Here is a 26,406-nt window from a genome sequence, read left to right as displayed (position 1 = left end):
GTGCTGGTACTCACGCGGAAGGTCGGGGAGCGGATCCTCGTCGGTGACGACATCGTCATCACGGTGCTCGACAGCCGCGGGGACGGCGTCCGGATCGGCATCGACGCGCCGCGCGGGGTGAAGATCCAGCGCGAAGAGGTCGTGCGGGCGGTGACCGAGGCGAACGCCGAGGCGGCTGCGGCGGCTGCGGGCGGCGGGCCCGACGGGTCGGGGGACGACGCCGAGGCGCGGTTGCGCCGGGCGCTCGGGGACCTCGACCAGTCCCGCGAGACGCCCGACGCGCCGTCCCGCTAGGGGCGGGGCTTCTTCTCCTGCTCCGGCAGGCGACCCGCTGCGGCCTCCGCGGCGAACCACGCGCGAGCCTCGTCCTGACGCGCCCGCTCGGCGCCCAGGGCGATCGGCGCGCGGACGTGCCCCGGCTCGTAGCCGAACGAGTCGAGCAGCTGTGGGACGATCGGCCGGATCCGGGCGACCAGGCGGTCGATGTAGGCCGAGACCGCGCGGGCACGCTGCGCGGTGAGCCGCCCGTGCACGAGGTACCAGTCGAGGTGCTGCTCGAGGAGGCCGAGCGCGAACAGGTCGCGGAGCCACACCAGCACGCGACGGGTGTCACCCTCGGGCACCTCGTCGATCGCCTCCGTGAACGCGTCCCACTGCATGAGCTCGGCGTGCGCCTTCGCGGCCTCGATCAGCTCGTGCTGCGAGCGGTTGAGCAGGAGGGCCCCGCGTGCGCGGTCCTTGCCGGCCGACGCGAGGCGCATGCCGATCTCGGTGACCATCGTGTCGACGCGGCCGGCGAGCAGGTCGCGCTGGGTCCTGGCGTCCTGCAGGTCGGTGACGCTCGCGGCCAGGGAGCCGCGGTCGGCCACGGACTGCCCGATCCGACGGAGACCGGCAGCGTCGGCCAGTCTCGTCGCGGCCTGGGCCGCCACGAACTTCGCGGTGGCGGCGGGGTCCTTCGGGGCCTTCGCCCGGAAGTCGGTGAGCAGCCGCTTGCCGACGAGCTGGAGCAGCACGGTGTTGTCGCCCTCGAACGTCACGTACACGTCGAGGTCGGCGCGCAGGCCGGTCAGCCGGTTCTCGGCGAGGAAGCCGGCGCCGCCGCACGCCTCACGGGCCTCCTGCAGGGTGTCGAGGGCGGACCACGTGGACATCGACTTGAACGCCGCCGCCTGGGTCTCGAGGTCCTCGCGACGCTGCGGGGTGTCTGCGCGTCCGCTGAACACGTCGTCGAAGGTGCGGAGGAGCTTCTCGTGCGCGAACGACTGCGCGAACACGGTCGCGAGGCGCGGGATGAGCCGCCGCTGGTGCCGGCCGTAGTCGAGGAGGACCCCCTCAGTACCGTCGCCGGTCGGGAACTGCCGACGCTCGGCCGCGTAGGTGAGGGCGATCTGGAGCCCGATCTTCTGCGCGACGACGGCCGCGCCGTCGAGGGACACACGGCCCTGCACGAGCGTGCCGAGCATCGTGAAGAACCGGCGGCCGGGGGACTCGATCGGCGAGGAGTAGGTGCCGTCCTCGGCGACGTCGCCGTAGCGGTTGAGCAGGTTCGTGCGCGGGACCCGGACGTGGTCGAAGTGCAGCCGCCCGTTGTCGATGCCGTTGAGGCCGCCCTTGTAGCCGTCGTCCTCGCCGCCGACGCCGGGCAGGAACGAGCCGTCGGCGTCGCGGAGCGGCACGTAGAAGGCGTGCACCCCGTGGTCGACGCCGCGGGTGACGAGCTTCGCGAAGACCACCGCGGCCTTGCCGTGCAGGGCGGCGTTCCCGATGTAGTCCTTCCACGCGCCGCGGAACGGCGTGTGGATGACGAACTCCTGCGTCTCGGGGTCGTAGGTCGCGGTCGTGGCGATGCTCTGGACGTCGGACCCGTGCCCGGTCTCGGTCATCGCGAAGCACCCAGGCACCTCGAACGAGACGATGCCCGGGAGGAACTCGCGGTGGTTCCGCTCCGTGCCGAGGTGGTGGACGGCCGAACCGAAGAGCCCCCACTGCACCCCCGCCTTGATCTGCATCGACGGGTCGGCGGTGGTGAGCTCCTCGAACGCCGCGAGGTTGCCCCCGTGGTTGCTCTGCCCGCCGAACTCCTCGGGGTACGGCCGCTGGATCGCCCCGGCGTCGACCAGGACGCGGAGCTGGTCGAGGGTGCGGGAGCGGGCGTCCGCGTACGGCATCCCCTCGATCTTGTGCATCGCCGGGTCGAGGGCCAGGCGACGCGACGCCCGGCGGTCCTCAGCCCACCGACCGAGCAGGTGCTCGGCGAGGAGGTCGACGTCGATCCGGACGTCGGTCGCCGTGGCACCGGCGGGAGTGCCGGCGGCCGGGTCGCCGGCGGCGTCGGCCTTGGGCGTGTTCGTGCTGTGGACGGGTGCGGTGTCGACCATGGTCGGAGCCCTCCTGAACTGCTCTGTCCGTGTTGCAGAGGACACGCTATTGCGCCGAGCCGCGAGTCACGTGAACGCCGTCCGCGCCACACAACGGCCGGGCTCCCGGCGGGCGGCGGCCTCGTGGGAACCCTCCAAACCCGCCGCGCGCGGATTCCTCAGCGGGGCGGCACGATTGGGCGGACGCGGGTGCCGGCGGGCAGACTGTCGGGCATGTCAGGCACCACCTCGTCCGAGCGCAAGCACCAACGCACCTTCTTCGGGCAACCCTTCGAGCTGTCCACCCCCTTCGCCGTCGAGCTCTGGGAGCGGTTCTCGTTCTACGGGATGCAGGGCATCGTCCTCATCTACATGTACTACACGCTCTCGCAGGGCGGCCTGGGCATCGACAAGGGCGTCGCCAGCGGGATCATGGGCGCCTACGGCGGGGCCGTGTACCTGTTCACGATCATCGGCGCCTGGATCGCCGACCGGCTGATCGGCGCGGACCGCACCCTGTTCGGCAGCGCGATCGTCGTGATGCTCGGACACATCGCGCTCGCGCTCATCCCGGGCGTCGCCGGGGTCGGGGTCGGCCTCGTGCTCATCGCCCTGGGGTCCGGCGGGTTGAAGGCCACGGCGACGACCATCGTCGGTGGTCTCTACAGCCGCGACGACCCGCGGCGGGACGCCGGGTTCTCGCTCTACTACCTGGGCGTCAACCTCGGCGCCTTCTTCGGACCGCTGCTCACCGGCCTCCTGCAGAGCTCGCTCGGCTTCCACTACGGCTTCGGTCTCGCGGCCGTCGGCATGGCCGCCGGGCTCGTGCAGTACGCGATCCGCCGCCGGAACCTGCCCGACTCGGTGCGGCACGTCACGAACCCGGTGGACCGCCGACGCCTGCCCCTCATCGGCGCGCTCGTCGTCGTCGGCCTGGTCGTCGTCGTGGTGTCGGTGCTCGTCGGCTGGCTCAACGTCGAGACACTGCCGACCGTGGTGGTCGCGATCGTCGTCGTCGCGACCATCGGGTACTTCGTCGTCATCCTCACCAGCGGCATCACCGCGCAGGAACGGTCGCGTGTGCTCGCGTTCATCCCGCTCTTCATCGGCAGTGCGGTGTTCTGGTCGCTCTACCAGCAGCAGTTCACCGTCGTGACCGTCTACTCCGACGAGCGCCTCGACCGCTCGCTGTTCGGCTGGGAGATGCCCGTGTCGTGGGTGCAGTCGATCAACCCGGTGTTCATCATCGTGCTCTCCGGGGTCTTCGCCGCGATCTGGACGAAGCTCGGCGACCGCCAGCCGTCCACCCCGACCAAGTTCGCGCTCGGCACCGGGATCATGGGCATCGCGTTCCTGCTCTTCCTGCCGTTCGTCGGCACCGGCGAGAACGGCACGCCGCTCCTCGCCCTCGTCGGCATCCTGCTGGTCTTCACGATCGCCGAGCTCCTGCTGTCCCCGGTCGGGCAGTCCGTGGCCACGAAGCTCGCGCCGCCGAAGTTCCAGACGCAGATGGTCGCGCTCTTCTTCCTGTCGGTGTCGCTCGGCACCGCCGTGACCGGCGTGCTCTCGCAGTACTACGACCCGAAGAACGAGGCTCCGTACTTCGCCGTGCTCGGCCTCGCCGCCGTCGTGGTGGGCGTCGTCCTGCTCCTCCTCGTCAAGCCGGTGCTGAAGCTCATGCGCGGCATCCGCTAACCTGAGGACAGCCACACCGGCCCCGGAACCAAGGAGTCACCAATGCTCGAACTCATCGCAGGCGTCATCATCGGCATCGGCGTGCTCGGTGGCGTGGGGGTCTGCATGGCCGTCGCGGCCATGATGAAGAGCGGCTCCGAGGAGTACTAGGCCTCGGTGACGGGTACCGACTCGACCGGTACCAGCTGACGACTCAGGACGGTCGCGCGCTCGAAGGGGCCGCGGCCGTCCGTCGTGTACACGGGCTCGTCGAACGCGACCGTCCACGAGAGCGGTTCGCCGACGCCCGGGTAGCCCACGAGCTGGTTGCCGCCCGGCGCCACGATCACGCCGATCGGCTCGTCGGCCCAGCGTTCGCCGCCCTGGTCGGTGTCGACCACCTGGACGAGGGCCCCGATGCCGAGACCCGGGCGGTCGTCGGGCTGGGGGCTGGGGGAGCGGCGGCGTCCGAACACGCCCTCACCGTAGCGCGCCCGGCGCGCGCCGCGCCCGCGCCGCGCCCGCCCGCCGAGCGGGCGGAACACGCCGCGCCCGTCCCGCCGAGCGGGCGGAACGCGCCGGCCGTCGGCCGCGACCGTGACGGATATCGCCCGCTCGGGAGGCGACCGCCTCCGGACGGGAGGCGCGGTGCGGGCTGGGCCCGTCCCTCCCGTCCGCCGCGCGCCCGGCTCCGAGCGGGCGAGACACGCCGCGCGCGTCTCGACGGGCGGGCGGAAGCGGCCGGGCAGCGGCCGCGAGCGTGACCTATATCGCCCGCTCGGGAGGGCGACCGCCTCCGGGCGGGAGGGGCGGTGCGGGCTGGCACCGTGCCTCCCGTCCGGCGCGCGCTCGGGCTCGAGCGGGCGGGACACGCCGTGCGTGGTCCGCCGAGCGGGCGGAACCGGCCGGTCGGAGGCGGCGAGCGGGACGTATATTGCCCGCTCGGGGGGGGGGGGGGAGGGGGCCGGCGCCCGGGCGTCAGCCCGCGGCCACCCGCGCGATCTCGGTGATCGATGAGTGCCCGGTGTCCGGGTGCTTCCGCATCGACAGCAGGCGCTCCATCGACGGCTCGAGCGCGGTCACCTTGTCGAGCGGCGCACTCACCACGAGCTGGAACCCGAGCCGGAGCCACGCCGTCACCGCACGCCCGGCGAACTCCGAGTCCGCCTTGATGAACGCCTCGTCGAGGAACACCGGCGCGAACCGCGGCCGCGGCCGGGTCTCGTCGCCGAGCTGGTACCGGAGCGCCGCCCCGACGATGAACGCCACGAGCTCCTGCGTCTCACCACCGGACTTGTCGCCGAGCGACGAGTACACGCCCAGGTCGGTGCCGGACGTGTCGTACCGCACGGCGGTGATCTCCATGTGCCGGCGGACGTCGAGCACCGCGTCACGCTGGGTCGTGCGCCCGCGGGGCGAGGACGGGTCGGGCCGGATGACCGCCATGAACCGGCGGAGCCGGCGGAACCGGGTCTCGAGCACGTCGTCGGTCAGCTCGGTGTCGACCGAGGCCGACAGCGCCCGGAGCTCGCGGCGGAACGCGGTGACGTCCTCGCGGGTCACCCGGCGGATCTGGATCTTCAGGCGGTCGCGGTTCGCCCCGAACGGCAGGTCGCGGAGGATCTCGTTGACCGGCTCGAGCCGCTCCTCGATCTCCACGACCGCGCGGTCGAACGCGCCCGCGAGCGGCACGAGGTCCTCGCCGCTCCACTGCGACAGCCGGCGGCGCCACTCGGTCCGGCGGGCGTGCAACCCGGTCGCCACGATCTGGTCGAGGATGTCGTGGTAGTCCGGGTACGAGGCGACGCCCGTGCCGAGGTTCGGGTCGGGCCAGGCGTCCTGGTACCGCTGGAACGTGAGGGTCAGCGCGTTCGAGGCCGAGGCGGCACCGTCGAGGGCCTGCGACAGCCGCTCCTCGAGCCTGCGGCGTAACCGGCGGGTCGCGTCGTCGAAGCCGTCGACGCCGTCCGGGGCACCCACTTCCTCGAAGGTCTCGGCGAGCAGGCGCTCCTGGGCGTCGTCCGGGACGCTGTCCGGCAAGGACTCGAAGCGCGACAGGATCTCGGCCGCGGCGTCCTGGCCGTCGACGAGCACGGCATGGCGCTCCTCGAGGCGGCTGACCGACAGACGAGCGGCGCTCCGACGGTCGGACGCCTCGTCGAGCCCCTTCCGGAGCCGTGCGACCGACGAGCGGAGGGTGCGGAGCCCGTCGTCGGCGGCGAGCAGCGCGGCACGCTCGTCATCGAGACGCGCGAGCGATGCGTCGAGTCCGAGGACGTCGATCGCCTCCCACGTCACGTCGACCAGGTACTGGTGCGCGGCGCGGAGCACGTCGAGCGCCGCGATGTCCTGCGCCACGTCGGTCCGGCGTGCCTCGAGGGTGACGAGGTCCTCGGCGATCGAGGCGAGCTCCTCCTCGACCGCGGCGATGCGCGCCTCGTTCGTGAACCCGATGACGTTCGACTGCCGCCGGTCACCGTGCGCGCCCCGACGGCCGTCGCGGAGCTGACCCGACTCGGTGACGCGGCGACCGGGCCCGGACAGGTCGGCGACATCGGTCACGCACCGGGCGTCGATCCTGTCGGACTCGATGCGCGAACGCACCCAGGTGCTGAACGGCGACGCCTTGATCGCGAGCTTGCCGGACACCATCGACGGGTCGCCGTCGAGGTCGAGGTGGGGCCCGGTCGGCACGCCCTCGAACTGCACGCGGACGGGCAGGCGGAGCGAGTCGATCGCCGCGCTGAAGTCGTCCAGGCGGTCCTGGTCGACGAGCAGCGTGCGGGCGACGGGCGCCAGGACGGACTCGATCGCCGTGCGCCAACGCTCCTCGCCGGGCAGGACGTCGAGCAGCTCCGCCACGAACGGGAGCGAGTCCGGGTCGATGCCGGCGGCACGGGCCATCTGGACCCGGGCCTCGTGCATCGGCAGCGGCATGGCGCCCTGGCGGTGCTCGAGCGACTGCCGTTCCTGGCGCAGGGAGCGCTCCCGGTCGAGGAGCGGGTACTCCTCGCGCGTCAGGGCGTCCCGGCGCTGGTCCAGCTCAGCGCGCGACGCGGCGTAGGTGCCGAGGAACTCGTGCGACGACCGCTGCGCCGCCGTGAACGCGGACTCGGCCGTGATCGACGCGCCGAGCACGGCCGTCCGCTCGTCGAACGTCGCCCGGGCCCGGACGACGGCGTCGCGCTCCCGGGTCTGGCGTTCGATGCGGTCCTCGAGCTGCGCGAGGGCGTTGCCACCCTGGTCACGGAGCCGCGCCTCGGCGTCCCGGAGTTCGATCTCGACCGCGGCGTGCCGCGCGGACGCCGCGGCGACCTCGGCACGCGCGGCGGTGCGCTCGCGAGCGTTCCGCTCGACCTCGGCATCGAGGAGCGCCCGCTTCCGGGATGCGGTCCAGTGCGCGAACGGCGACACCTCGGCCCCGGTTGCGATGCCGTCGAGCGCCGCGGCCGCCGAGGTGGCCCGGTCGATCTCGGCGTGCAGCTCGACGATGGGGGAGAGGATGCGGACCTTGCGCTCCTCGGTGTCCATCGCCTCGTACGCCTCGTCGAGGGCGGAGAAGTGCGCGAGCGCCCGGTCGGCGGCCTCGTAGGTCCCCGGGGTCTCGAGCACGAGCGACTTGTACAGCGCGTCGACCGTCGGCAGGTGCTGCCCGGCCTGGATCCGGGCGAGCAGGCGCATCGCCCGGTTGCCGCCGCCCGAGTCACCGATGCCGAGCCGGGTCTGCAGCGTGTACGCGAGTTCCTGGTAGGTGTCGCGGATCACGAGCCCCGGCACGCGGCCCGTGAGCTCGAGGTGGTGGAACCGGGACGGCACGAACTCCTCGAGCCGTCGCAGGTCGAACGTGTCGTCGACCGTCGCCATCGTCATCTGGATGTCGCCGACGCCACGGGCCCGCTTCGGCACGATGTAGGCGCGCAGCACGGTGAAGCGGCGCTCGTCGTCGTTCCGGAACGTCACCGCCACGGCGCCCCACGTGGTCTGGTCGTCGCCCCGCAGGTTCACGTCGCGCAGGGCCCCGGACTCCGGGTCCCGCCGGGTGTCGACCTTGCCCCGCAAGTACGTCAGCAGGTTGCGCTGGTCCGCGCTCCGCGCCCGCCCCGTGGTCGCGTCGTTCGACGCGCCGTTGAACGGGACGTCCGACGGCATCATCACCGCGAGGTACGCGTCCATCAGGGTGGACTTGCCGGTGCCGGACGCACCGGAGATGAGCGTGGCCGTGCCGGACAGCTCGACCTCGCGGTGACCGTGGAAACCGCCCCAGTTGACGACCTGCATCGACTCGGCGCGCCACTGCGCGACCGTGTCGAAGAGCGCGGGGATCTCGAAGGTGTCGGTCATGCTTCCGTCTCGCCTTCGTCGTCGGTGTCGGTGTCGTCTGCCGGGAGGCGCGGGTCGTCCCCGCCGGTCGGCTCACCGTCCGGGGTGGTCGCGTTCTGCGACGCCGTGCTCTGCAACCACGTGTCGAGTTCGCGCAGGCGTTCGAGCGGGAGCAGCACCTCGACCACGCTGGCGACACGGAAGCGGTCCGGGTCCGAGGTCTTGATGAGGATCCGGGCCGTGACCAGGCGCTCGACGGCCTTCGCCACCCGGCCCTCGTCGCGGGTGCGGTCGGTCGCGGTCGCGGGACGGAAGCCGGCGACGTGCCCGAGGATCTCCGAACGGTCGACGACGACCTGGTCCGGACCCGGACGGGTGTCTGCGCGGAGGCGCATCCGGAGGTACACGAGGACGATGGTCTCCTCGCGCGTGTACGGGACGTCGCGGAGCAGGGTCGGGAAGCCGCGGCGCTGGCTCTCCGAACGGGCCTGGCGCTTCCAGGCGACCTCGCGGTCCCGGTCGACGTGCAGCTCGAGGAACAGGTCGTTGAGGCGCGACCGCAGCTGGTTCTCGGTGTCGAGGACGGCGCGCCACTCGTCGGCGTGCGTGCGTGCGCTCACGTAGGGGTTCCGGAGGAGCGCCACGAGGGCCCGGCGCTGACGGTCGTCCAGCCGGCCCTCGTCGCCCTCGAAGAGGGCGAAGCTCGTCTCGTCACGCTCGTCGTCCTCGGGGACGGTGGTGGGGTCGTCGTAGGGGACCGTCTCGTCGACCGGTGCCGGCGTCGTGTCGCTCACCGCGCCTCCTGTGCGTGTTCGTCGTTGGTCGTGTCGGGGATGACCTGCTGGCGGTCCGGGTCGAGCGCGGCCGTCGGCATCCGGAAGGCGACGGGGCTGCCGTCCGGGCGGACCGTGCGGTGCTCGGCGACCGCGGCGGCGGACTCGAAGTCCTCGTGGCCGGTGAGGAGGTGCGCCAGGCCGAAGAGCTCCACCGGGCGGCGCTGCTCGTCGGGCAGGCCGTGGAAGGCATCGACGCTGGAGTCGGCCTCGGCCGAGCGGAGGGCCGCGCGGAGCTCGGTGAGCAGCGGGCCACCGTGGCGGCGGAGCATCTCGACGTCGAGGTCCTCGAAGACGTCGTCGTCGGGTTCCTCGATGGGCGGCGGGACCGACTCGCCGTCCGGGTCGTAGAAGCGCTCCCGGAACGTGCCGACGTCGGCCGTCGCGGGCAGGAGCCCCAGGGGGACACGGTCCCGGGGCGAACCGCGGTCCATCCAGGCCGCGAGCCCGCGGTTGATCGAGCGGAGGACGGCGTCGAGCTCGCGGTCGTGTACGACGTCGTGCGCCACGATCTGGTCGCGGAGCGTCGCCGTGAGCTGCCGCCGCTGGGCGAGGACGTCCTCGATGCCCTGGCGGAGGATGACGACGGTGTTCCGGAACGTCCGGCGTTCACCGGCGCCGAGGGACTCCGCGAACGGGTGGGCGAGGATCGTCTGGATGTCGTCCCGGAGCCGGAGGAGCAGGGCGTCGTCACGGAGGAGCTCGAACGCCCCCTCGAAGGCGCGCCCCTCGGGGGTGGCCTCCATGAGGGCGTCGGTGCGGGCGAGGTAGTCGTCGAGGATCTCGCCGATCGGGCGGACCTCCTGCCGGAAGTCCTCGACGATCGAGCGGTGCATCGTGGCCACCGCTTCCTCGACCCGCTTGAAGTCGCTCGGGAGCTGGCGGATGAGGTCGGAGATGTTCGTGTAGCCGTCGCGCATCCGGGCGTCGTCCACCGTGGCCAGCTCGCCGTGCTCGAGGCGCTCCCGCTCGGCCTGCAGCTCGGCGATCTGCGCGTCGATGCGGCGGATCTGCACGTCGGGGTCCGGTTCGGCGCGAGCCGCCCACCGGTGCACGGCGTCGACGATCATCGCGAGCCGGCTCTCGCTGATCAGTGCCCGGTCGGAGGAGAGGGCGTCGACGAGGGACAGCGCTTCGAGGGCGTGGCTCGTCAGCGAGTACTGCTCGTCGCCGTCGGCGGAGTTCGAACGGACGAGCCACTGGGCGGCGACCCACTCGCGGCAGAGGGCACGCCCGTTCGGGCGGGCGTCCTGGTCCGGTTGGTCGACCCCGATCTGCTCGCTCGCGGGGACCCGGGCGCCGGTGGCCTGCAGCCGGGTGACGTGCTCCTCGACCTGGAGGTGCATCCGGTCCGCGGGGACGTACTGGACATCGCGGTCGAAGACCGTCCGGAACACCGCGAGCACGGTGGCGCTCGTCGGGCGGGACATGAGGCGCAGGGTCGGACGGTCGAGCACCGCCCGGACGCGGGCGAACTCGAGGTCGACGTCGGTCATGTGCCCCTTCGTCCTCGCTGGCTCGTACTCCGTCAGATGACAAGAGCCCGACGCTGTTGCGTCGGGCTCTTGTGCGGGTGGGCGATACCAGACTCGAACTGATGACCTCTTCGGTGTGAACGAAGCGCGCTACCAACTGCGCCAATCGCCCGCTGCACTGTGCGTGCCAGTCGATAGTAGCGGAAGTCTCGGGGTCCGCCGAACGCGGGCGGCAGCCCGGGTGTGGCGGGGCGGCCTGATGTGCCCCGATCCGCATGAACACGGGGGACACGCCCGGTGAACGAGGATGATTTTGGTGGAAGCGCCCGGGTTCGTATAGAGTTTACGTCGTCGCCGCGACAGCGGGCAGACGAATGCGGATGTGGCGCAGTGGTAGCGCATCACCTTGCCAAGGTGAGGGTCGCGAGTTCGAATCTCGTCATCCGCTCGAGTGTGGGTCTCCTCGGAGCCCCATGACTCACCAGAGGGTATCCCACCGTTCGGGACTCACGTCAGACGTGGACCTCGATGGTGGGGTGGCCGAGAGGCTAGGCAGCGGCCTGCAAAGCCGTCCACGCGGGTTCGAATCCCGTCCCCACCTCAAGTTCCTGCGCGAGCAGGCACTCTCTGGGCGATTGGCGCAGCGGTAGCGCGCTTCCCTGACACGGAAGAGGTCACTGGTTCGATCCCAGTATCGCCCACAAGGCGAAAGCCCCCGAATTTTCGGGGGTTTTCGTGTTTCATCAGGTCGTGTTTCGGAGTCAGATCAGACCACGTGGCACGGTCTTGGCACGATGCTCGCACGGCCCGCGCGCTGTCGCCGACGCCAACCTGGTCGCCTCCTCGGTGAAGGTCGTGATCGTCGCGTCCGAACTGATCAGGCTGAGCCGTGCACGAGCGACCGTCAGGGTGTGCCCGCGATGCGAGGTTGGCGCGTGCAGTGATCGAGTCGACGCATGCGTCGGAAGAGCACGACCGCCGACGTCGGTGCTCGAATCGTCGTGTCCAACGCGCGAGTCGTTCTCGCGTGCTCCGCTCCGATACTCCTCGGCCGAATGCAGTGCTGCTCGCGGCGCGAGTCTCGAATGAGCGTCGAACGCCGAAAGCCGACCTGTCGACGAATCGAACAGGCCGGCTTTGGGCGGGAAAGCGGGGATGGGGGTCAGAGTCGGTCCGCGATGCCCGATCCCGAGGCGAGGTCCTCGAGCTTCGCGACCAGCGGGTCGAAGTCAGCGGGGAAGAGCCCGGTGTAGACGTCGAGCGTGATGCTCGGCTTCGCGTGCCCGAGCATGCTCTGCACGAGTGGCACGGTCGCACCCGCGGACACCCCGAGGCTCGCGGCGGTGTGCCGCAAGTCGTGCGGGGTGAGCTTCGGGAAGTGCTGCACGACCGTCCCACGCGCGAAGTCGCTCGCGGGCCAGCTTGCGATCGCCCGCTGAACGGCTGGAGCGAAGACGCGACGCCGCCAGGTCGAGAGCCTGAGCATGCCGCCCTCCGGTGCGGTGAAGACGAGGTCGTGTGCGGTACGTCCTCCCGAGCGTCGTCGGAGCGGCTCCATGACCTGCGGCACGCCGGGAACCTGTCGCGCTTTGCCGTTCTTGGGCGGACCGAGCACGAGCTCGCCCCTGACTTCGGTCGCCGACCTCCGGACGTGCACGACGTTGTTCGCGAAGTCGAGGTCGGCATACGTGAGGGCAGCGGCTTCGCCGAACCGGAGGCCAGAGAACGCCAGGAAGGCGATGAGCATCCGGTCGCGCTCCTGCGCTTCGTCGAGGAGGTGTGCGACCTGCGGGGCGCTGAGGTAGCCGTGCTCGCGCGTAACCACGGTGGGCAGCTTGACTCCTCGCGCTGGGTTCCCGGTCAGCAGGCCCTGCTCGACACACTCCTCGAGGACGCCCCCGAGGATCTGGTGCGCCTTCTGGATCGTCTGCGCTCCGGCGCCGTCGGCGTGCATGGACTCCACCCAGGCGCGCACCGACTTCTTCGTGAGGGCCTCGAGCGACTTCTCGCTCCAGTAGGGCGTGATCCACTTGCCCGCGACGGCCGCGCGGTTCGCGACTGTGGTCGCGGCGAGCGTCGCGCGCCTCGCAAGGAACTCGTCGATGAACGGGCCGAGCTTCTGCGACAGGTCGGACTGCGTACGGTAGGTCGGCTTGCTCATCGCGACGATGTTCGCTGCGGACCAGGCGTTCGCGTCACGCTTGGTCCGGAACCCACGCTTCCGCGTCGTTCCCCCGTCCGGCTTCGTGTACCCGACCTCGAACCGCTTGCCCTTTGCCGTCTCGTACTCGCGGATCGTGGCCATCAGGCAGCCACTCCGTTGTGCGAAACGCGCGTCTGCTCGACGTAGTCGAGCAAGTCACCCAGACGGTAGGCCACGGAACGGCCGACCTTGATGTACGCGGGGCCGCGGCGGAGGTAACGCCACTGGGCGAGCGTGCCGACGGACGTGAGGAGGAACGATGCGGCTTCAGCCGGCTTGAGGAGAGCAGCGTACCTGGGGGTGAGCTCGGGAGTCTCCGTTTCCGCGCTCAGGCGGCTCAATGACTTGGACATGGTGTTTCGCTTTCGGTGCTGGACGTGGCGAGCTCGGTGAGCCCGTTGTCTCCCGGAACGGGCGACACACCGTCTATGCGCGACACACTCGATCAGCCGTGGTGAAACACGATCAGCCCAGGTCACGTCGGCGAGTCGAAGTCTGCTGAAGGCCCTGGCTCGGTTGGATCGGAGGAGCTTCGGAGCTGGTTCTGGCATCAGGCGAGGCTCGACTTCTGTGCGCATGGTGTTCTCTGGAGCGGCCGGACGCGGTCACGCCTTTGAGCTCCGGAACGCCGTCCTAGCCGAAGTTGCGACGGTCTTGCCCGATCTCCTCCTCCGTCACGGGCTTGTCTGCGCTGAATGGCGTCGCCCGGACGTCTTCGTGACCACAACGGGTGAGATGACAGCCACAGTGCCAGATGGTGTGCGGTCGGCCGGGCGGAGGATGTGGTGACCAGTCCGTATGGCGCGCCCTCTTTGAGGACGCCAGCGGACGGGCTTTCTGCGACAGGGCACAACGCTCGAGCTGTCCGGAATCAGCCGACCTCCACCGGGGGAGTGGCCCACCGGATGGCGCCGGGGCGCCTGCCCCGGCGGAGGTAAAGCAGCGGAGCAGTTCGCGCCGCCGACTGAATGATCAGCGCATTGAGACATCATCGACGTATCGGGGGCTCGAGGCCGACTCTCGTCCGACTTCGTGAAGTGAATCGGGTCTTTGGTAGTGCGTTGCCTGGGGGAGCCAGCCAAATCATGCGCCAGCGGTACCGACTGTTCCTTGCGGGGTTGCATCCACGGGCCGTTCGACATCCTCGCTCTTCGCGCAACGACAAGGGTGGATCCGGATGACGATCGTGTATTGGAAATGGTCAGTGGTGGTTGGGGACCCGGCGTGCCGGAGGCGGTCAGGGGAGAGTCAGCTCCGCCGACATCTGCTGTCCGGTGTCTGCTTCGAACCAGCTCACCGCGATCCGGCGAAGTGACAGCGTCAGTCGCGGTGACGTGTGAAAGACGCCGGCCTGGCCGGCGTCGAGGTTGCCGAGGCTACCTCCGACGAGGAGGGCTGCATGCTCGGAGGGAACTGCGCTGATCTGCACGTCCTCAGCGTTATCGTTTCCGGCGTTTCGCAGCCGGTACGAGTGCGCGTCTGTGCGTTCCTCGATTGCCCACTCCACCTTCGCGTTCAGGGCATCTTCGTACACGCGGACGAGGTCGACGTCTGGCTCAGAAGCGACCGCAGCCATCTTCTCGACGGCCTCCGCAATCCGCTCACCCGAATCTGCGCTGCGCGAGAGGGCTGCTGCTGCGTCCGCTCGAGCGTCGTTGGCAACACTCTCTGACTCGTCCGCCTTCTTGCGTGCCGCGAGAGCGACGAAGAAGCCGATTACGCCTCCGGCCAGCCCGAGGGCCGCCAAGATGTCTGAAAGTGCCATGGCCCGATCCTTGCAGCTCGCGCCGTCCGGTAGCGGATCGGCTATCGAGACGCAACCAGCCGTTGCATGATCTATAATCTGCGTGTGCACGTAGATAAGCAACCATGCGGCCTCAGTCCGGAGTCCGAGTACGTCGAGCTCGCGGTGGAGGTGTTCGCGATGCTCGCAGACGCCACGCGGGTGAAGATCATCCTCGCGCTGCGGAGCGCGGAGGAGATGTCGGTGAACCACCTCGCCGACGTCGTGGACAAGAGCCCGGCAGCAGTGTCGCAGCACCTAGCGAAGCTGCGGCTGGCGCGGATGGTGTCGACCAGGCGCGAGGGTACGACGGTGTTCTACCGGCTGACGGACGAGCACGCCTCGGAGCTGGTCATCGACGCCGTGAAGCAGGCTGAACACGTCGTCGGTGCTGCACCGCACCACCGCGGGGAGCGGGAAAGCGCATGACCGGTCACGACCACGCGCCGGGCCTCGCTGACCACGACCACGACCACGACCACGACCACGACCACGGTGAGCATGGGCATTCGCATCCGCACGGCGGGGTGAAGGGCTTCCTGTACGACCTGTTCGTGCCGCACACGCACGACTCAGCGGACTCGATCGACGACGCGATGGAGGCCAGCACCGCCGGTGTCCGCGCGTTGAAGATCAGCCTGTTCATTCTGCTGGCCACGACGGTGTTGCAGGCGGTAATCGTCGCGTTCACCGGGTCGATCGCGCTACTCGCGGACACGATCCACAACTTCGCAGACGCCTTGACTGCGGTGCCGCTGTGGATCGCGTTCGTCCTCGGCCGCAGGGTCGCAAACCGCCGATACACCTACGGGTACGGCCGAGCCGAGGACCTCGCGGGCATGTTCATCGTGTTCGTCGTCGCCCTCTCCGCCGTTGTCGCCGGCTGGCAGGCCATCGACCGGTTCATCAATCCGCGGCCGATCGAGAACCCGTGGCTGCTGGTGCTGGCAGGCCTGATCGGCTTCGCCGGCAACGAGGCGGTGGCGATCTACCGCATCCGTGTTGGGCAGAAGATCGGCTCCGCCGCGCTCGTGGCGGACGGCGTGCACGCCCGCCTCGACGGGTTCACGTCCCTGTCGGTCGTCCTCGGCGCGATCGGCGTCTTGCTCGGGTTCCCGATCGCGGACCCGATCATCGGACTGCTCATCTCGGTCTCAATCATGGTCCTGCTCTGGGGGACGGTGAAGTCCATCGGCGCGCGCCTCATGGACGCCATCGACCCCGCCCTCCTGGGCAAGGCCGAGCACGCCCTCGAACACACCGCCGGCGTCGAGACTGTCCGGGACCTCCGGCTCCGCTGGGTCGGCCACCGCCTCACCGGGTCCGCCACGGTCGAGGTCACCGCAGCGTCCCTGCATGACGCCGAGCACATCGCCGAGCACGCCGCCGAGCACGTGCACGAGGCGATGGGCAACGTCGACGATTTCACCGTCACCCCCGCCGCCCGCGCACACCAGCACTGACCACCATCGAGAGGAACACCATGTCCGTCGTGAAGATCAACGCCATCACCGTCCCCGAGGGCAAGGGCGCCGACCTCGAAGCACGCTTCGTCGGCCGGAACCACGACGTCGAGCAGCAGCCCGGCTTCGAGAGCTTCCAGCTCCTCCGTCCCACCGCAGGCGGCACCCGCTACTTCGTCGTCTCCACCTGGGCCGACGAGGACTCCTACCAGGCGTGGCGCGGCGGCCAGGCCGGCGCACACCACGGCAGCAGCAACCCCGTCGCCACCGGCGCGGAACTCCTCGAGTTCGAGACCGTCACCCTTTAAGCCTCGAGCGATAGCGCCCGCGGAGCACGGGCCTCGGCGGGCGCGGCTGAGGCTCTATGGCCCACCGGCTACTGAGACGGGTCGTCGCCAGGCTCAGCGAGGCCGCTCTCTCGTATCGTTGAGGGGTGTTCATGACGCCGTTGATGCTGCTTGCCGCCGGGGTTGTTCATGCGACGACGTCACCAGCTCCGGTCTCAGGTGCCCAGGCGACCGCGACCCTTGTCGCAGCGATCATCGCTGGCGTGGGTGCCCTCATCGCAGCCGGTGTCGGTCTGATCAACGCGTCTCGGAGCCTCGCCCAAGTTCGCCGTGAGCAGTGGTGGCAACAGTTCCAGTGGGGTATCGAGAAGGCGCTCAGCCATGACAGCGACGAGTCGGACGTGGGGTTCGCAGTCCTGAACAAACTCGTTCAGCGGAAAGAGGCGCGCGAGGAAGACAATGAGATCCCGCTGGTAGTCGCGGACCTGGTCACAGACCGCACCAGCCGACAACATCGATGGAGGAGGAAGCCTGAGCGACCCATCGGACAACTCCGCCCAGCTCGCCGACCAGCTGCGTGAGACCGCCCTGAAGAATCTTGGCAGGTCGAGCAAGCAGTACCGCTCTGCAATCTCGGGACGATTCGTCACTCCAAGCGCGGCTGCCAGTCACCCGCGCACGTCCGTCACCGAAGCACCCAGTAGTGGCAGCACGTCGACATCGCGCAGCTCCATCTCGGGCCGATTCCTCGGGAGGAAGCGGAAGGGCTGACCTCCCGAGCTGCTCTGAGCCGTTGCGAGCACCGGCGAGGGCCGGATGTCCGAACCCTCGCCGGTGAGTCACCGCATGGCGGCGCTTGCTACTTGCTCTTCTTGTGAGAGGTCTGCGTCGTGTTCGGGTGCGACTTCGCGTAGCTGTGCTTCACGAACTTCCCCGTGATCGAGCTCCGCGACTGGCCGTTTCCCTTGCTGCCCTTCGTCAAGATCTCCGCGCTCCTTTCTGGCTCCCACAGCGCGACCCGTTCACACTGACGTCCTCATCCAGGATCACTCGCGGAACCACATGTAGTGGTCCGACACGCCAGCAGCCACTATATGTTGCTGTCGCCATAGGTTTTCGTCCAGACCGGGACGGAACGGTGTGCGGACTAGCTCCGCTCAGTTGGCGGGCTGTGTGCTCGCGAGTTGTGCGTACACGTCGTCGGTCACTGGCTCCAGCCACTCGTTGCGCACATCTGTGCCGGGTGTGATGAACGCGAGGTGGGAAAACCAGGAGTCGGCCGTCGCGCCGTGCCAGTGCTTGGTGCCCGCGGGGACGCGGATGGTGGTCCCGGGTGTCATGTTGATGGGGTCGGCGCCTTCGGCCTGGTACCAGCCGGAGCCGGCGGTGCAGAGCAGGATCTGGTCGCCGCCGCCATCTGAGCCGTGGTGGATGTGCCAGTTGTTCCGGCAGGCGGGCTCGAAGGTGACGTTGCTGACGGTGACGGTGCCGCCGTCGATGAGGGGTGCGAGGTAGCTCTGCCCGGTGAAGTACTGCGCGAACGCGTCGTTCTTCTCACCGAGGGGGAAGGGCTGGTCGAAGCTGGTGTCGGTCATGCGGTGAGCTCCTTCGTGGTGTCTGCGGGGGCGGCGTCGTTGACGACGGTGAGGCCGTTGAGGGTCCGGGGATATCCGATGAACGGGACGAGGACGGTGAGGACGTCGAGGAGGTCCTTGCGGGTATTGCCGACGGTGAGGTTGCCGGCGACGTGGCCCCGGACCTGCGCGTCGGCGCCGCCGAGGGCGACGAGCATCGCGAAGGTCAGGAGTTCGCGGGTTCGGAGGCCGAGCCCGTCGCGGGCGACGGTGTCGCCGAAGCAGTTGCCGGAGAGGAACCGTTGGAAGTGGGCGGTGTCGGCGGGCGCGTTGTCGTTCATGCTGTTGACCCGGTCAGCGCCGACGATCTGCCCCTGCACGTCGCGGCCGTGCTCCATCCGCGTCGCCGGCGACGTGGTGCTCTGCTCGGGCAGGGGCAGCGCGACACCGCGCTCGAGGAGCACGCCGTTGGTGATGGTGAGGAAGTCGATGGTACGGGCGACGCCGACGTAGGCGACGGCCTGGTAGACGACCTCCTTGACCTCGACGGGGGTGACGTCGTTGTCGAGCGCTGCGCCGAGGAGGACCCGGAACTCGGTCGTCGCGCCAACCGCGATCGTCGCGCCGAGCTGGACGAGGAGCCGGTCCTGCCGGGTGATTGCGACGTCGCGGAGGGTCTCGTCGAAGGCGAAGTCGTCGAAGTACGCGACGAACCCGGGGTCGGTCTGCGCGAAGGTCGACGTGTGGTTCGGGAAGAGCTGGTCGTGCTCACGCTGAGCGGCTGAGTTCGCTGGCATGGCTTCGACGGTACGAGCGGGCCGGGTGCGGTGACAGGGGATGTTCTTACCTCCTCCGCTGGCACGTCCGTCCGTAGCGTGAAGAGCATCGACCGCCGTGTGGCGGTCGCGGAGAGGAAAGCATGGAGTACCGCCAGCTCGGACGCACCGGCGTCCAGGTCAGCCCCCTCGCGCTCGGCACGATGATGTTCGGACCGTGGGGCAACGAAGACGTCGACGACTCGATCCGGATCATCCACCGGGCGCTCGACGCCGGCATCAACTTCGTCGACACCGCCGACGTGTACTCGTCGGGTGCGTCCGAGGAGATCGTCGGCAAGGCGCTCCAGGGCCGCCGCGACGACGTCGTCCTCGCCACGAAGTTCATCATGCCGATGGACGACGCACCGAACCACTCGGGTGGGTCGCGGAAGTGGATCATGCAGGAGGTGGAGAACTCCCTCCGCCGTCTCGGGACGGACTACATCGACCTGTACCAGGTGCACCGTCCCTCGCCGACGATGGACGTCGAGGAGACCCTCAGCGCGCTGACCGATCTCGTCCGTCAGGGCAAGGTCCGCACCATCGGGTCGTCGTCGTACTCAGGCAGCGAGATCGTCGAGGCGCAGGTCGTGTCCGAGCGGCGCGGCTACGAGCGGTTCCGCACCGAGCAGCCGCCGTACTCGATCCTCGTCCGCGGCATCGAGGAGGACGTCCTTCCCACCGTGCAGCGCTACGGGATGGGCACCCTGGTCTACAGCCCGCTCGCCGGCGGCTGGCTGACCGGACGGTGGCGGAAGGATCAGCCGGGCAAGCCGACCTCCGCGGCGCGTCCGTCGGCACGGTTCGACATGTCGACGCCGGCGAACCAGCGCAAGCTCGACGTCGTCGAGGATCTCGCGCAGCTCGCCGAGGCGAACGACCTGACCCTGATCGACATGTCGATCGCGTGGGCGATCAACCACCCGGGCGTCACGTCCGCGATCATCGGACCGCGCACCATGGAGCAGCTCGAGTCGCAGATCACCGCCGCGGACGTGACCTTGTCGGCGGAGATCCTCGACGCCATCGACGCGATCGTCGCCCCGGGCGTCACCATCAACCCGGACGACAACAGCTACGGGCAGCACACCCTCACCGCGACGGCGCGCCGCCGATGAGCGAGCAGCTAAGCGTCCTCGTTGTCGGCGCCACCGGGAGCGTCGGCCGTCACGTCGTCGCCGAAGCCGTCCGCCAGGGGCACACGGTGCGGGCGCTGGTACGGAACCAGGCCCGCGCGGGCCGGCTCGACCCGGCCGCGGAACTCGTCGTCGGTGACCTCACCCGCGCCGAAACGCTCGTCGAAGCCGTCGTCGGGATCGACGCGGTCGTCTTCACGCAGGGCGCCGCGTACGGCAGCAGCGACGCAGAAGCGGTCGACTACGGTGCCGTTCGGAACATCCTGCAGGTCCTCGACGGACGGCCGGTGCGGATCGCGCTGATGACCAGCATCGGTGTCACCGTCCGCGGGACCACGCACGACTGGAAGCGCCGCAGCGAACGGCTCGTCCGTGCCAGCGGCAACCGGTACACGATCGTCCGGCCGGGCTGGTTCGACTACAACGACGCCGACCAGCTGCAGATCACGTTCCTGCAGGGCGACACCCGGCACGCCGGCAGCCCCGCCGACGGCGTCATCGCCCGCCACCAGATCGCCCGCGTCCTCGTCGACGCGTTGACCATCCCGTCCGCGGACCACAAGACCCTCGAGCTCGTCGCCGAGCGTGGCCCCGAACAGGCCGACCTCGGCCCGGTGTTCGCCGCGCTCGACGCAGACAACGGACTGGACGGTGTCCGCGACCAGGACAACCAGCCGGTCGACCGGGAACCCCGGCACGTCCAGCGCGAGCTCGACGCGGTCTGAGGGCACGTGAGCACCCCGACGACCGCCGCCGCCGTGTGGGATGTGATCCGCGCCGCGATGGTCTCCGCTGACACGGACGCGCTGAGCGACGTCCTGTCGGAGTCGTTCACGTTGACGCACATGACCGGCTTCGTGCAGTCCCGCGCGGACTGGCTCGCCGCGATCGACACCGCCGACATGCAGTACCACAGCATCGTCGACGTCGATCTCGTTGCCAGCCCGGACGGTGACGCTGTGACGGTCCGCACCCGGACCGACGCCACGATCTGGGGCGGGCGCGGGCAGTGGCCGCTGCAACTGTGCATCGACGTCGACGTCCGGCGGCAGGTGGTGACGCGGATGATCGCAACGACCTGGTGAAGGTGCACGTGAACGAGAGGAGGGCCGGTGCGCTGCACCGGCCCTCCTGTCGTTGTCTACGCGTCCTGCCGCTCGGCGGCTTCCGTGGTGGCCGCGAGGCTCGCGAGCAGTTGCAGCCGTTCCTCGGACGGGGAGCCCGGTTCGGCGCCGTACACGATGAGTGTGAGGCCGACGTCGGTGGAGAGTTCCATCGCCTCGTAGGTGAGGTCGAGTTCACCGACCTCGGGGTGGTGCATCCTTTTGGCGCCGTTGAGGTGCCGCATCACGCTGTGCGCAGCCCACAGCTGTCGGAACACGTCGCTGCGGGTGGAGAGCTCACCGATCAGGTCGGTCAGGCCCTTGTCGTACGGGCTGCGGGCGGCCTCGGCGCGGAGGACGGCGACCATGTCCGCGGCGACGCTGTCCCAGTCGACCCAGAAGTCCTTACCGCGCGGGTCGAGGAACGCGAACCGGGCCGTGTTCGGCGTCCCCGCGGGCTCGAGGAACAGCGGCGCGTACAGAGCACGGGCGAGGGTGTTGCCGGCGAGGAAGTCGGAGCGGCCGTTCCGGACCCATGCGGGCACGGTCATGCTGTCGAGCATCCGCTGCACGTTGGGTCGGACCCGTGAGGTCGGCGTCTTCCGCCGCGTCGTCGCGGAGGCGTTCTGTGCCCGGGCGAGGTCGAACAGGTGCGCGTGCTCGGCGTCATCCAGTCGGAGCGCGCGAGACAGCGACTCCAGAACGCTCTCGGAGACGCCGGTGAGGTTCCCGCGCTCGAGGCGGATGTAGTAGTCGACGCTCATCCCGCTGATCAACGCCAGCTCCTCACGCCGCAGGCCCTTCACCCGGCGGGAACCGCCGAAGTCCGGCAGGCCGGCCTGCTGCGGCGTGATGCGTTCGCGGCGGGTCCGGAGGAAGTCGCGGACCTCGGATGTGCTGTCCATGGGACCACGCTACGACGCAGCACTGGGCTGGAGCAGGGGTTGCTAGTACCCGGAAGAGCAGCACCTCCCGCGCCCGCGCGTGAGGACGTTGGCTGGGAGCATCCACGAAAGGAGCTCCACGTGCGAGCCACACTGATGTACGGCGCGGGCGACGTCCGCGTCGAGACCGTCCCGAACCCCACCATCACCGAACCCACCGACGCGATCGTCAAGATCGTCGCCGGCTGCATCTGCGGCTCCGACCTCTGGCCCTACGGGTCGATGGAGCAGTCCGACGAGGGCGCCCGGATGGGCCACGAGTTCGTCGGCACCGTCACCGAGGTCGGCGCGGACGTCACCGACGTCAAGGTCGGCGACTTCGTCATCGCACCGTTCGTCGCTTCCGACGGCACGTGCGAGTTCTGCCAGGAGGGCCTGCAGACCTCCTGCCGGCACGGCGCCCACTGGGGCTCCGACGGTGTCGACGGCGGCCAGGGTGAGCAGGTTCGCGTCCCGCAGGCCGACGGCACCCTCGTCGTCGTCCCCGCCGGGTTCGACGACGCCCTCATCCCGTCGCTGCTGAGCCTGTCCGACGTCATGTCGACCGGCTACCACGCCGCGAAGGCCGGCGGCGTCGCGCCGGGTAAGACCGTCACCGTCATCGGTGATGGCGCTGTGGGCCTGTCCGCGGTGCTGTCGGCGAAGATCCTCGGCGCCGACCGGATCATCCTGATGGGCCGCCACCAGTCCCGCACCGACCTCGGCCGCGAGTTCGGTGCCACCGACGTCGTCGCCGAACGCGGCGACGAGGGCGTTGCGAAGGTCAAGGAGCTCACCGGCGGCGACGGCACGCACGTCGTCCTCGAAGCCGTCGGCCTCAAGCCGGCGCTCGAGACCGCATTTGCTGTCGTCCGCGACGGCGGCGTCATCAGCCGCGTCGGCGCCCCGCAGTTCGAGGACGTCCCGTTCGGCTTCGGCGAGTTCATGCGCAACGTCACCCTCGCCGGCGGCGTCGCACCGGCCCGGGCGTACATCCCCGAGCTGCTGCCGCAGGTCCTCGACGGCTCGATCGAGCCCGGCAAGGTCTTCGACCGCACCGTCGACCTCGACGGTGTGCCCGCCGGCTACCAGGCAATGGCCGACCGTAAGGCCCTCAAGGTCCTCGTCCGCCCGTAGACCGCCACGATCGGCCTCGGTGCCGACGGATTCGCCGTCGGCGCCGAGGGCGTCTCATGGGGAGGACAAGCATGCATCCGCCACTGAGTCGCCCGGCGCTGACGCGTCGAGCGCTGGTCCGCGCGGCGTCCCTCACCGCAGCCTCAGCAACGCTGACCATGCTCGCTGCCTGCAGCAGCGCGAACACGGAAGACGACACGATGCCCACAGCCAACCCGAGTCCTGACGGGAGGACACTGCTGGTGTTCTTCTCCCGAGCGGGGGAGTACTACTGGAACGGCGGCCGTCGGGTGCTCGACACCGGCAACACGCACCGCCTCGCACGCATCATCGGAGACCGCACCGCCGTCGACACGTTCCGATTCGAAGCGGCGGAGGCATACCCCAACGCATACGACCCGACCGTGAGCCGAAACAGTGACGAGCAGGAACGTGACGCACGCCCGGCGATCGCTGGCGAGCTACCGGATCTGTCCGGCTACGGGACGGTGTTGCTCGGTAGCCCCATCTGGAACGTCCGGCCGCCGATGATCATGTCGACGTTCCTGGAATCAGTGGACCTCACCGGCGTGCGGGTACTGCCCTTCGTCACGTACGCCGTCAGCAGTGCCGGAGACACCGCCGGCGTGTATCGGCCGCTGACCCGGTCAGCGTCGTCAGTGTCGGCACCGTTCGCGGTCCGAGGAGAGGACGTCGACGGCGCCGCAGCGGAGGTCGACCGGTGGCTGCGACGCCACCGCCTCGTGGCGTGATCCCGCTGCTCGAATGAGAAGGGCCCAGGTGCTGACCAGCGCCTGGGCCCTTCGTCAATGACAGCGTGGGTCAGTCTTCGGGGATGGTGCGCTCACGGAAGCGGGAAGAGTCCCCATCGGGGTCAGGCCCGTTCCGGACGCCCCGGTCCAATCCGTCCAGGGTCGAGAGCTCGTCGTCGGAGAGGTCGAAGTCGAAGACGTCGAAGTTCTCGGCAATGCGGGTCGGGTTGGTCGACTTCGGGATCGCGGAGCGGCCCTGCTGGAGGTGCCAGCGCAGCATCACTTGCGCGGGCGTCTTGCCGTGCGCCTCGGCGATGGTCTTGATGGCGTCGTCGTCCATGACGCTGACGCGCTGGTCACCCCAGCCCGGGTAGAACGTGATGCCACCGATCGGTGACCACGCTTGGGTGAGGATCCCGTGCTGGGCGTCGGCGCGCTGGACGTCGGGCTGGGTGAAGTACGGGTGCAGTTCCACCTGGTTCAGCGCCGGGATGATGTCGGTCTGCTCGAGGAGCGACGCCAGGTGGTGCGGCATGAAGTTGCTGACCCCGATCGCGCGGACGCGGCCGTCGGCGTACAGCTGCTCGAGCGCCTTGTACGCCTGCACGGTCGTGTCGAACTGATCCGGAGTGGGCTGGTGCAGGATGAAGATGTCGATCGTGTCGAACCCGAGCTTGCGGGTCGACTTCTCGAACGCATGCAGGGTCTCGTCGTAGCCGTAGTCAGACGGGAACACCTTCGTCTCGAGGACGATCTCGTCCCGATCGATACCGGAAGCGCGCATACCCTCGCCGACCTGGCGTTCATTGCCGTACGCGGCGGCGGTGTCGACATGGCGGTAGCCGACGTCGAGGGCGGAGCGGACCGCGTCGACGGTGTCCTCGGGGGAGCTTTGGAAGACGCCGAACCCGATCGGGGGAAGCTGGACGCCGTTGTTGAGCGTGATGTTGTCCATGCGCCCGACGGTAGGGCGGCGATGACTGCTGTGGCGGGGGCTGTCAGTACCTCCTAGCCGCGCCCGTGCAGTGATCGCAGCGATCGGGAGGCAGTAGTACTGGAACAGGGGATGACAGCCCCTGTCAGAGGGGACCGTCCCGCGCTTCCATCGACATGTGAGCACCGACACCCTGCAGCCGAGCACCGGCACGAACCGGACCGCCGTCCACAAGACCGCGATCCTCGCGATCATCCTGGTCAGCTACTTCATGCTGATCCTCGACAACTCGATCATCTTCACCGGGTTGCCCACGATCCAGCGGAGCATGCACTTCACCCAGACCGGGCTGACGTGGGTGCAGGACGCCTACACACTCACCTTCGGCGGGGCGCTCCTGCTCGGCGCCCGCGCCGGCGACATCATCGGCCGGCGCCGCATGTTCATCATCGGCCTGGTGCTCTTCACGCTCGCCTCCGGCCTGGTTGGTGCGTCTCCCGCCGGCTGGTGGATGATCGCCGCGCGTGCCCTGCAGGGCATCGGCTCCGCGATCGTCGCGCCCACCGCGCTGTCGCTGATCACGAGCACCTTCGAAGCCGGCCGGGAGCGTGCCCGCGCCGTGGCGCTGTACTCGGCCGTCGCGGGCATCGGTGCAAGCCTCGGCATGGTCGTCGGTGGGGTCCTCGCCGACCTCGTGTCCTGGCGTGCCGGCTTCTACCTCAACCTCCCAATCGGTGTGCTCATGCTGATCCTCGGCAGCCGCTACCTGGTGGAGACCAAGCGCGCGCCCGGCCGGTTCGACATCGTCGGCGCCGTGACCGCGACCGCCGGCATGGGGGCGCTGATCTTCGGCGTCATCGAGTCCTCCACCCGCGGGTGGGGCTCCCCGGTGACCATCACCGCGATCGCGCTCGGCGTGGTCCTGCTGGCCGTCCTCGTCATGAACGAGTGGAAGGCGGAGCAGCCGATCATGCCGCTGCGGCTGTTCCGCAGCCGCACCCGGTCCAGCGCGTACGCGATCCGGTTCCTTTACCTCGGCGCGATGATGGGGTTCTTCTTCTTCACCACCCAGTTCCTGCAGGAAGTGTTCGGCTGGTCGCCGCTGCAGGCGGGACTGGGATTCCTGCCGATGAGTGTCGTCAACTTCGCCGTCGCGATCGCGGTGCCGCGCCTGCTGCGCCGGGTGCCGGCCGCGTGGGTGCTCCTCGCCGGCGTCGTCCTCACCGGAATCGGCATGTGGTGGCTGGCTCAAGTGCAGGCCGAGTCCACCTACCTCGCCAGCGTGGCCCTGCCGATGATCATCATCGGTGCCGGGCAGGGCTTGGCGTTCGCTCCGCTGACCAGCTTCGGCATCCACGGCGCAACCAGCACCGACGCCGGCGCCGCGTCTGGGCTGGTGAACACGGCGCACCAGCTCGGCAGCTCCCTCGGCCTGGCGGTCCTCGTCGCGATCAGCACCGCCACCGCAGCCGGCACCGGGGCCGCAGCCGTCGTCGCACGGACCGGTTCAGCGCTCACCGCAGCGACCTGCCTCCTCGTTCTCGGCGCCATCAGCAGCGCCCTGCTCACCATCCGACAGTCCGCAACCGACGAGCGCTGACCGCCGCTGCCCCCATCCGCGCCGCGGGTAC

Annotated in this window: 25 protein-coding genes and 4 tRNA genes; 15 read left to right on the top strand and 14 right to left on the bottom strand. The window is 69.6% G+C overall.

Going from position 1 to position 26,406, the window contains the following annotated elements; translation table 11 throughout:
* Positions 1-294 carry a carbon storage regulator CsrA gene (csrA, locus tag FS825_RS12075; protein WP_144713325.1) on the top strand — a complete coding sequence of 98 codons (294 nt, stop codon included), beginning with the start codon at positions 1-3 and terminating at the stop codon, positions 292-294.
* Here csrA and FS825_RS12070 read toward each other — a convergent pair.
* Positions 291-2,381 (bottom strand): acyl-CoA dehydrogenase family protein, encoded by a 2,091-nt coding sequence (locus tag FS825_RS12070; protein ID WP_144713323.1) that lies wholly within the window; start codon positions 2,379-2,381, stop codon positions 291-293. The genes csrA and FS825_RS12070 overlap by 4 nt on opposite strands.
* A gap of 213 nt (positions 2,382-2,594) precedes the next feature.
* Between FS825_RS12070 and FS825_RS12065 the strand changes: the two genes are divergently transcribed.
* Positions 2,595-4,055, top strand: a complete 1,461-nt coding sequence (locus FS825_RS12065) for a peptide MFS transporter (RefSeq protein ID WP_144713321.1) — start codon at positions 2,595-2,597, stop codon at positions 4,053-4,055.
* A 146-nt stretch (positions 4,056-4,201) separates the two neighbouring features.
* Here FS825_RS12065 and FS825_RS12060 read toward each other — a convergent pair whose 3' ends face one another.
* The 5 genes from FS825_RS12060 to FS825_RS12040 all read right to left on the bottom strand — a co-directional run bounded on the left by FS825_RS12060 (position 4,202) and on the right by FS825_RS12040 (position 10,834).
* Complete coding sequence (locus tag FS825_RS12060) at positions 4,202-4,510, bottom strand: hypothetical protein (protein WP_144713319.1); 309 nt, start codon at positions 4,508-4,510, stop codon at positions 4,202-4,204.
* Between the two features lie 502 nt (positions 4,511-5,012).
* Positions 5,013-8,375, bottom strand: a complete 3,363-nt coding sequence (locus FS825_RS12055; RefSeq protein ID WP_144713317.1) for an ATP-binding protein — start codon at positions 8,373-8,375, stop codon at positions 5,013-5,015.
* Positions 8,372-9,148, bottom strand: coding sequence for a DUF4194 domain-containing protein (locus FS825_RS12050; RefSeq protein ID WP_144713315.1), 777 nt, complete (start codon positions 9,146-9,148; stop codon positions 8,372-8,374). Before FS825_RS12050 ends, FS825_RS12055 begins: the two co-directional genes overlap by 4 nt.
* Positions 9,145-10,683: a DUF3375 domain-containing protein gene (locus tag FS825_RS12045; RefSeq protein ID WP_144713313.1), complete on the bottom strand. Its 1,539-nt coding sequence runs from the start codon at positions 10,681-10,683 to the stop codon at positions 9,145-9,147. Before FS825_RS12045 ends, FS825_RS12050 begins: the two co-directional genes overlap by 4 nt.
* Before the next feature lie 78 nt (positions 10,684-10,761).
* Positions 10,762-10,834 (bottom strand) — tRNA-Val (locus FS825_RS12040).
* Positions 10,835-11,038: 204 nt separating this feature from the next.
* Here FS825_RS12040 and FS825_RS12035 point away from each other — a divergent pair.
* From FS825_RS12035 to FS825_RS12025, 3 genes are all read left to right on the top strand, one after another.
* Positions 11,039-11,110 (top strand) — tRNA-Gly (locus FS825_RS12035).
* Between the two features lie 82 nt (positions 11,111-11,192).
* Positions 11,193-11,263 (top strand) — tRNA-Cys (locus FS825_RS12030).
* Positions 11,264-11,291: 28 nt separating this feature from the next.
* A tRNA-Val gene (locus tag FS825_RS12025) sits at positions 11,292-11,363 on the top strand.
* Positions 11,364-11,824: 461 nt separating this feature from the next.
* Here FS825_RS12025 and FS825_RS12020 read toward each other — a convergent pair.
* The 3 genes from FS825_RS12020 to FS825_RS12010 all read right to left on the bottom strand — a co-directional run bounded on the left by FS825_RS12020 (position 11,825) and on the right by FS825_RS12010 (position 14,630).
* Positions 11,825-12,967, bottom strand: coding sequence for a site-specific integrase (locus FS825_RS12020; protein WP_144713311.1), 1,143 nt, complete (start codon positions 12,965-12,967; stop codon positions 11,825-11,827).
* Positions 12,967-13,218: a helix-turn-helix domain-containing protein gene (locus FS825_RS12015; RefSeq protein ID WP_222126929.1), complete on the bottom strand. Its 252-nt coding sequence runs from the start codon at positions 13,216-13,218 to the stop codon at positions 12,967-12,969. The genes FS825_RS12020 and FS825_RS12015 overlap by 1 nt, the downstream gene beginning before the upstream one ends.
* 884 nt (positions 13,219-14,102) lie before the next feature.
* Positions 14,103-14,630 (bottom strand): hypothetical protein, encoded by a 528-nt coding sequence (locus tag FS825_RS12010; RefSeq protein ID WP_144713309.1) that lies wholly within the window; start codon positions 14,628-14,630, stop codon positions 14,103-14,105.
* Between the two features lie 84 nt (positions 14,631-14,714).
* Here FS825_RS12010 and FS825_RS12005 point away from each other — a divergent pair, with 84 nt between their 5' ends.
* The 4 genes from FS825_RS12005 to FS825_RS11990 all read left to right on the top strand — a co-directional run bounded on the left by FS825_RS12005 (position 14,715) and on the right by FS825_RS11990 (position 16,979).
* On the top strand, positions 14,715-15,077 hold the full coding sequence (locus FS825_RS12005) for an ArsR/SmtB family transcription factor (RefSeq protein ID WP_313960546.1): 363 nt from the start codon (positions 14,715-14,717) through the stop codon (positions 15,075-15,077).
* Positions 15,074-16,111 (top strand): cation diffusion facilitator family transporter, encoded by a 1,038-nt coding sequence (locus FS825_RS12000; protein ID WP_144713305.1) that lies wholly within the window; start codon positions 15,074-15,076, stop codon positions 16,109-16,111. Before FS825_RS12005 ends, FS825_RS12000 begins: the two co-directional genes overlap by 4 nt.
* Positions 16,112-16,131: 20 nt before the next feature.
* On the top strand, positions 16,132-16,419 hold the full coding sequence (locus tag FS825_RS11995) for an antibiotic biosynthesis monooxygenase family protein (protein WP_144713303.1): 288 nt from the start codon (positions 16,132-16,134) through the stop codon (positions 16,417-16,419).
* Positions 16,420-16,544: 125 nt separating this feature from the next.
* Positions 16,545-16,979, top strand: coding sequence for a hypothetical protein (locus tag FS825_RS11990; protein ID WP_144713301.1), 435 nt, complete (start codon positions 16,545-16,547; stop codon positions 16,977-16,979).
* Positions 16,980-17,257: 278 nt separating this feature from the next.
* Here the strand turns inward: FS825_RS11990 and FS825_RS18980 are convergent, their stop codons facing one another.
* The 3 genes from FS825_RS18980 to FS825_RS11975 all read right to left on the bottom strand — a co-directional run bounded on the left by FS825_RS18980 (position 17,258) and on the right by FS825_RS11975 (position 18,769).
* The gene (locus tag FS825_RS18980; RefSeq protein ID WP_260981149.1) at positions 17,258-17,380 is read right to left on the bottom strand and encodes a hypothetical protein; all 123 of its coding nucleotides are present in this window, start codon (positions 17,378-17,380) and stop codon (positions 17,258-17,260) included.
* Between the two features lie 175 nt (positions 17,381-17,555).
* Positions 17,556-17,993 carry a cupin domain-containing protein gene (locus FS825_RS11980; RefSeq protein ID WP_144713299.1) on the bottom strand — a complete coding sequence of 146 codons (438 nt, stop codon included), beginning with the start codon at positions 17,991-17,993 and terminating at the stop codon, positions 17,556-17,558.
* The gene (locus FS825_RS11975; RefSeq protein ID WP_144713297.1) at positions 17,990-18,769 is read right to left on the bottom strand and encodes a carboxymuconolactone decarboxylase family protein; all 780 of its coding nucleotides are present in this window, start codon (positions 18,767-18,769) and stop codon (positions 17,990-17,992) included. The genes FS825_RS11980 and FS825_RS11975 overlap by 4 nt, the downstream gene beginning before the upstream one ends.
* Positions 18,770-18,891: 122 nt before the next feature.
* On the opposite strand from FS825_RS11975, the gene FS825_RS11970 reads away from it, so the two are divergent.
* From FS825_RS11970 to FS825_RS11960, 3 genes are read left to right on the top strand one after another with little or no spacing between them, the layout of a single operon-like run.
* Complete coding sequence (locus FS825_RS11970; RefSeq protein WP_144713295.1) at positions 18,892-19,908, top strand: aldo/keto reductase; 1,017 nt, start codon at positions 18,892-18,894, stop codon at positions 19,906-19,908.
* A complete protein-coding gene (locus tag FS825_RS11965) occupies positions 19,905-20,651 on the top strand; it encodes an SDR family oxidoreductase (RefSeq protein ID WP_144713293.1) in 747 nt (248 codons plus the stop codon). The genes FS825_RS11970 and FS825_RS11965 overlap by 4 nt, the downstream gene beginning before the upstream one ends.
* Before the next feature lie 6 nt (positions 20,652-20,657).
* Positions 20,658-21,011 carry a nuclear transport factor 2 family protein gene (locus tag FS825_RS11960; RefSeq protein ID WP_144713291.1) on the top strand — a complete coding sequence of 118 codons (354 nt, stop codon included), beginning with the start codon at positions 20,658-20,660 and terminating at the stop codon, positions 21,009-21,011.
* A gap of 56 nt (positions 21,012-21,067) precedes the next feature.
* Here the strand turns inward: FS825_RS11960 and FS825_RS11955 are convergent, their stop codons facing one another.
* Positions 21,068-21,934: a helix-turn-helix transcriptional regulator gene (locus tag FS825_RS11955; RefSeq protein WP_144713289.1), complete on the bottom strand. Its 867-nt coding sequence runs from the start codon at positions 21,932-21,934 to the stop codon at positions 21,068-21,070.
* A gap of 120 nt (positions 21,935-22,054) precedes the next feature.
* Between FS825_RS11955 and FS825_RS11950 the strand changes: the two genes are divergently transcribed.
* Both FS825_RS11950 and FS825_RS11945 read left to right on the top strand, forming a co-directional pair.
* Positions 22,055-23,089, top strand: coding sequence for a zinc-dependent alcohol dehydrogenase family protein (locus FS825_RS11950; RefSeq protein ID WP_144713287.1), 1,035 nt, complete (start codon positions 22,055-22,057; stop codon positions 23,087-23,089).
* A gap of 158 nt (positions 23,090-23,247) precedes the next feature.
* Entirely contained in the window at positions 23,248-23,841 is a 594-nt protein-coding gene (locus FS825_RS11945; protein ID WP_144713286.1) for a flavodoxin, read from the top strand.
* A 70-nt stretch (positions 23,842-23,911) separates the two neighbouring features.
* On the opposite strand, the gene FS825_RS11940 is transcribed toward FS825_RS11945, so the two are convergent.
* Positions 23,912-24,796, bottom strand: a complete 885-nt coding sequence (locus tag FS825_RS11940) for an aldo/keto reductase (RefSeq protein ID WP_144713284.1) — start codon at positions 24,794-24,796, stop codon at positions 23,912-23,914.
* Between the two features lie 157 nt (positions 24,797-24,953).
* Between FS825_RS11940 and FS825_RS11935 the strand changes: the two genes are divergently transcribed.
* Positions 24,954-26,375: an MFS transporter gene (locus tag FS825_RS11935; RefSeq protein WP_260981148.1), complete on the top strand. Its 1,422-nt coding sequence runs from the start codon at positions 24,954-24,956 to the stop codon at positions 26,373-26,375.
* Positions 26,376-26,406 lie beyond the last annotated feature (31 nt).

The organism is Curtobacterium pusillum, from assembly GCF_007680845.1.
Lineage (GTDB): Bacteria > Actinomycetota > Actinomycetes > Actinomycetales > Microbacteriaceae > Curtobacterium > Curtobacterium pusillum_B.
This window is presented reverse-complemented; position numbering and strand designations above follow the sequence as displayed.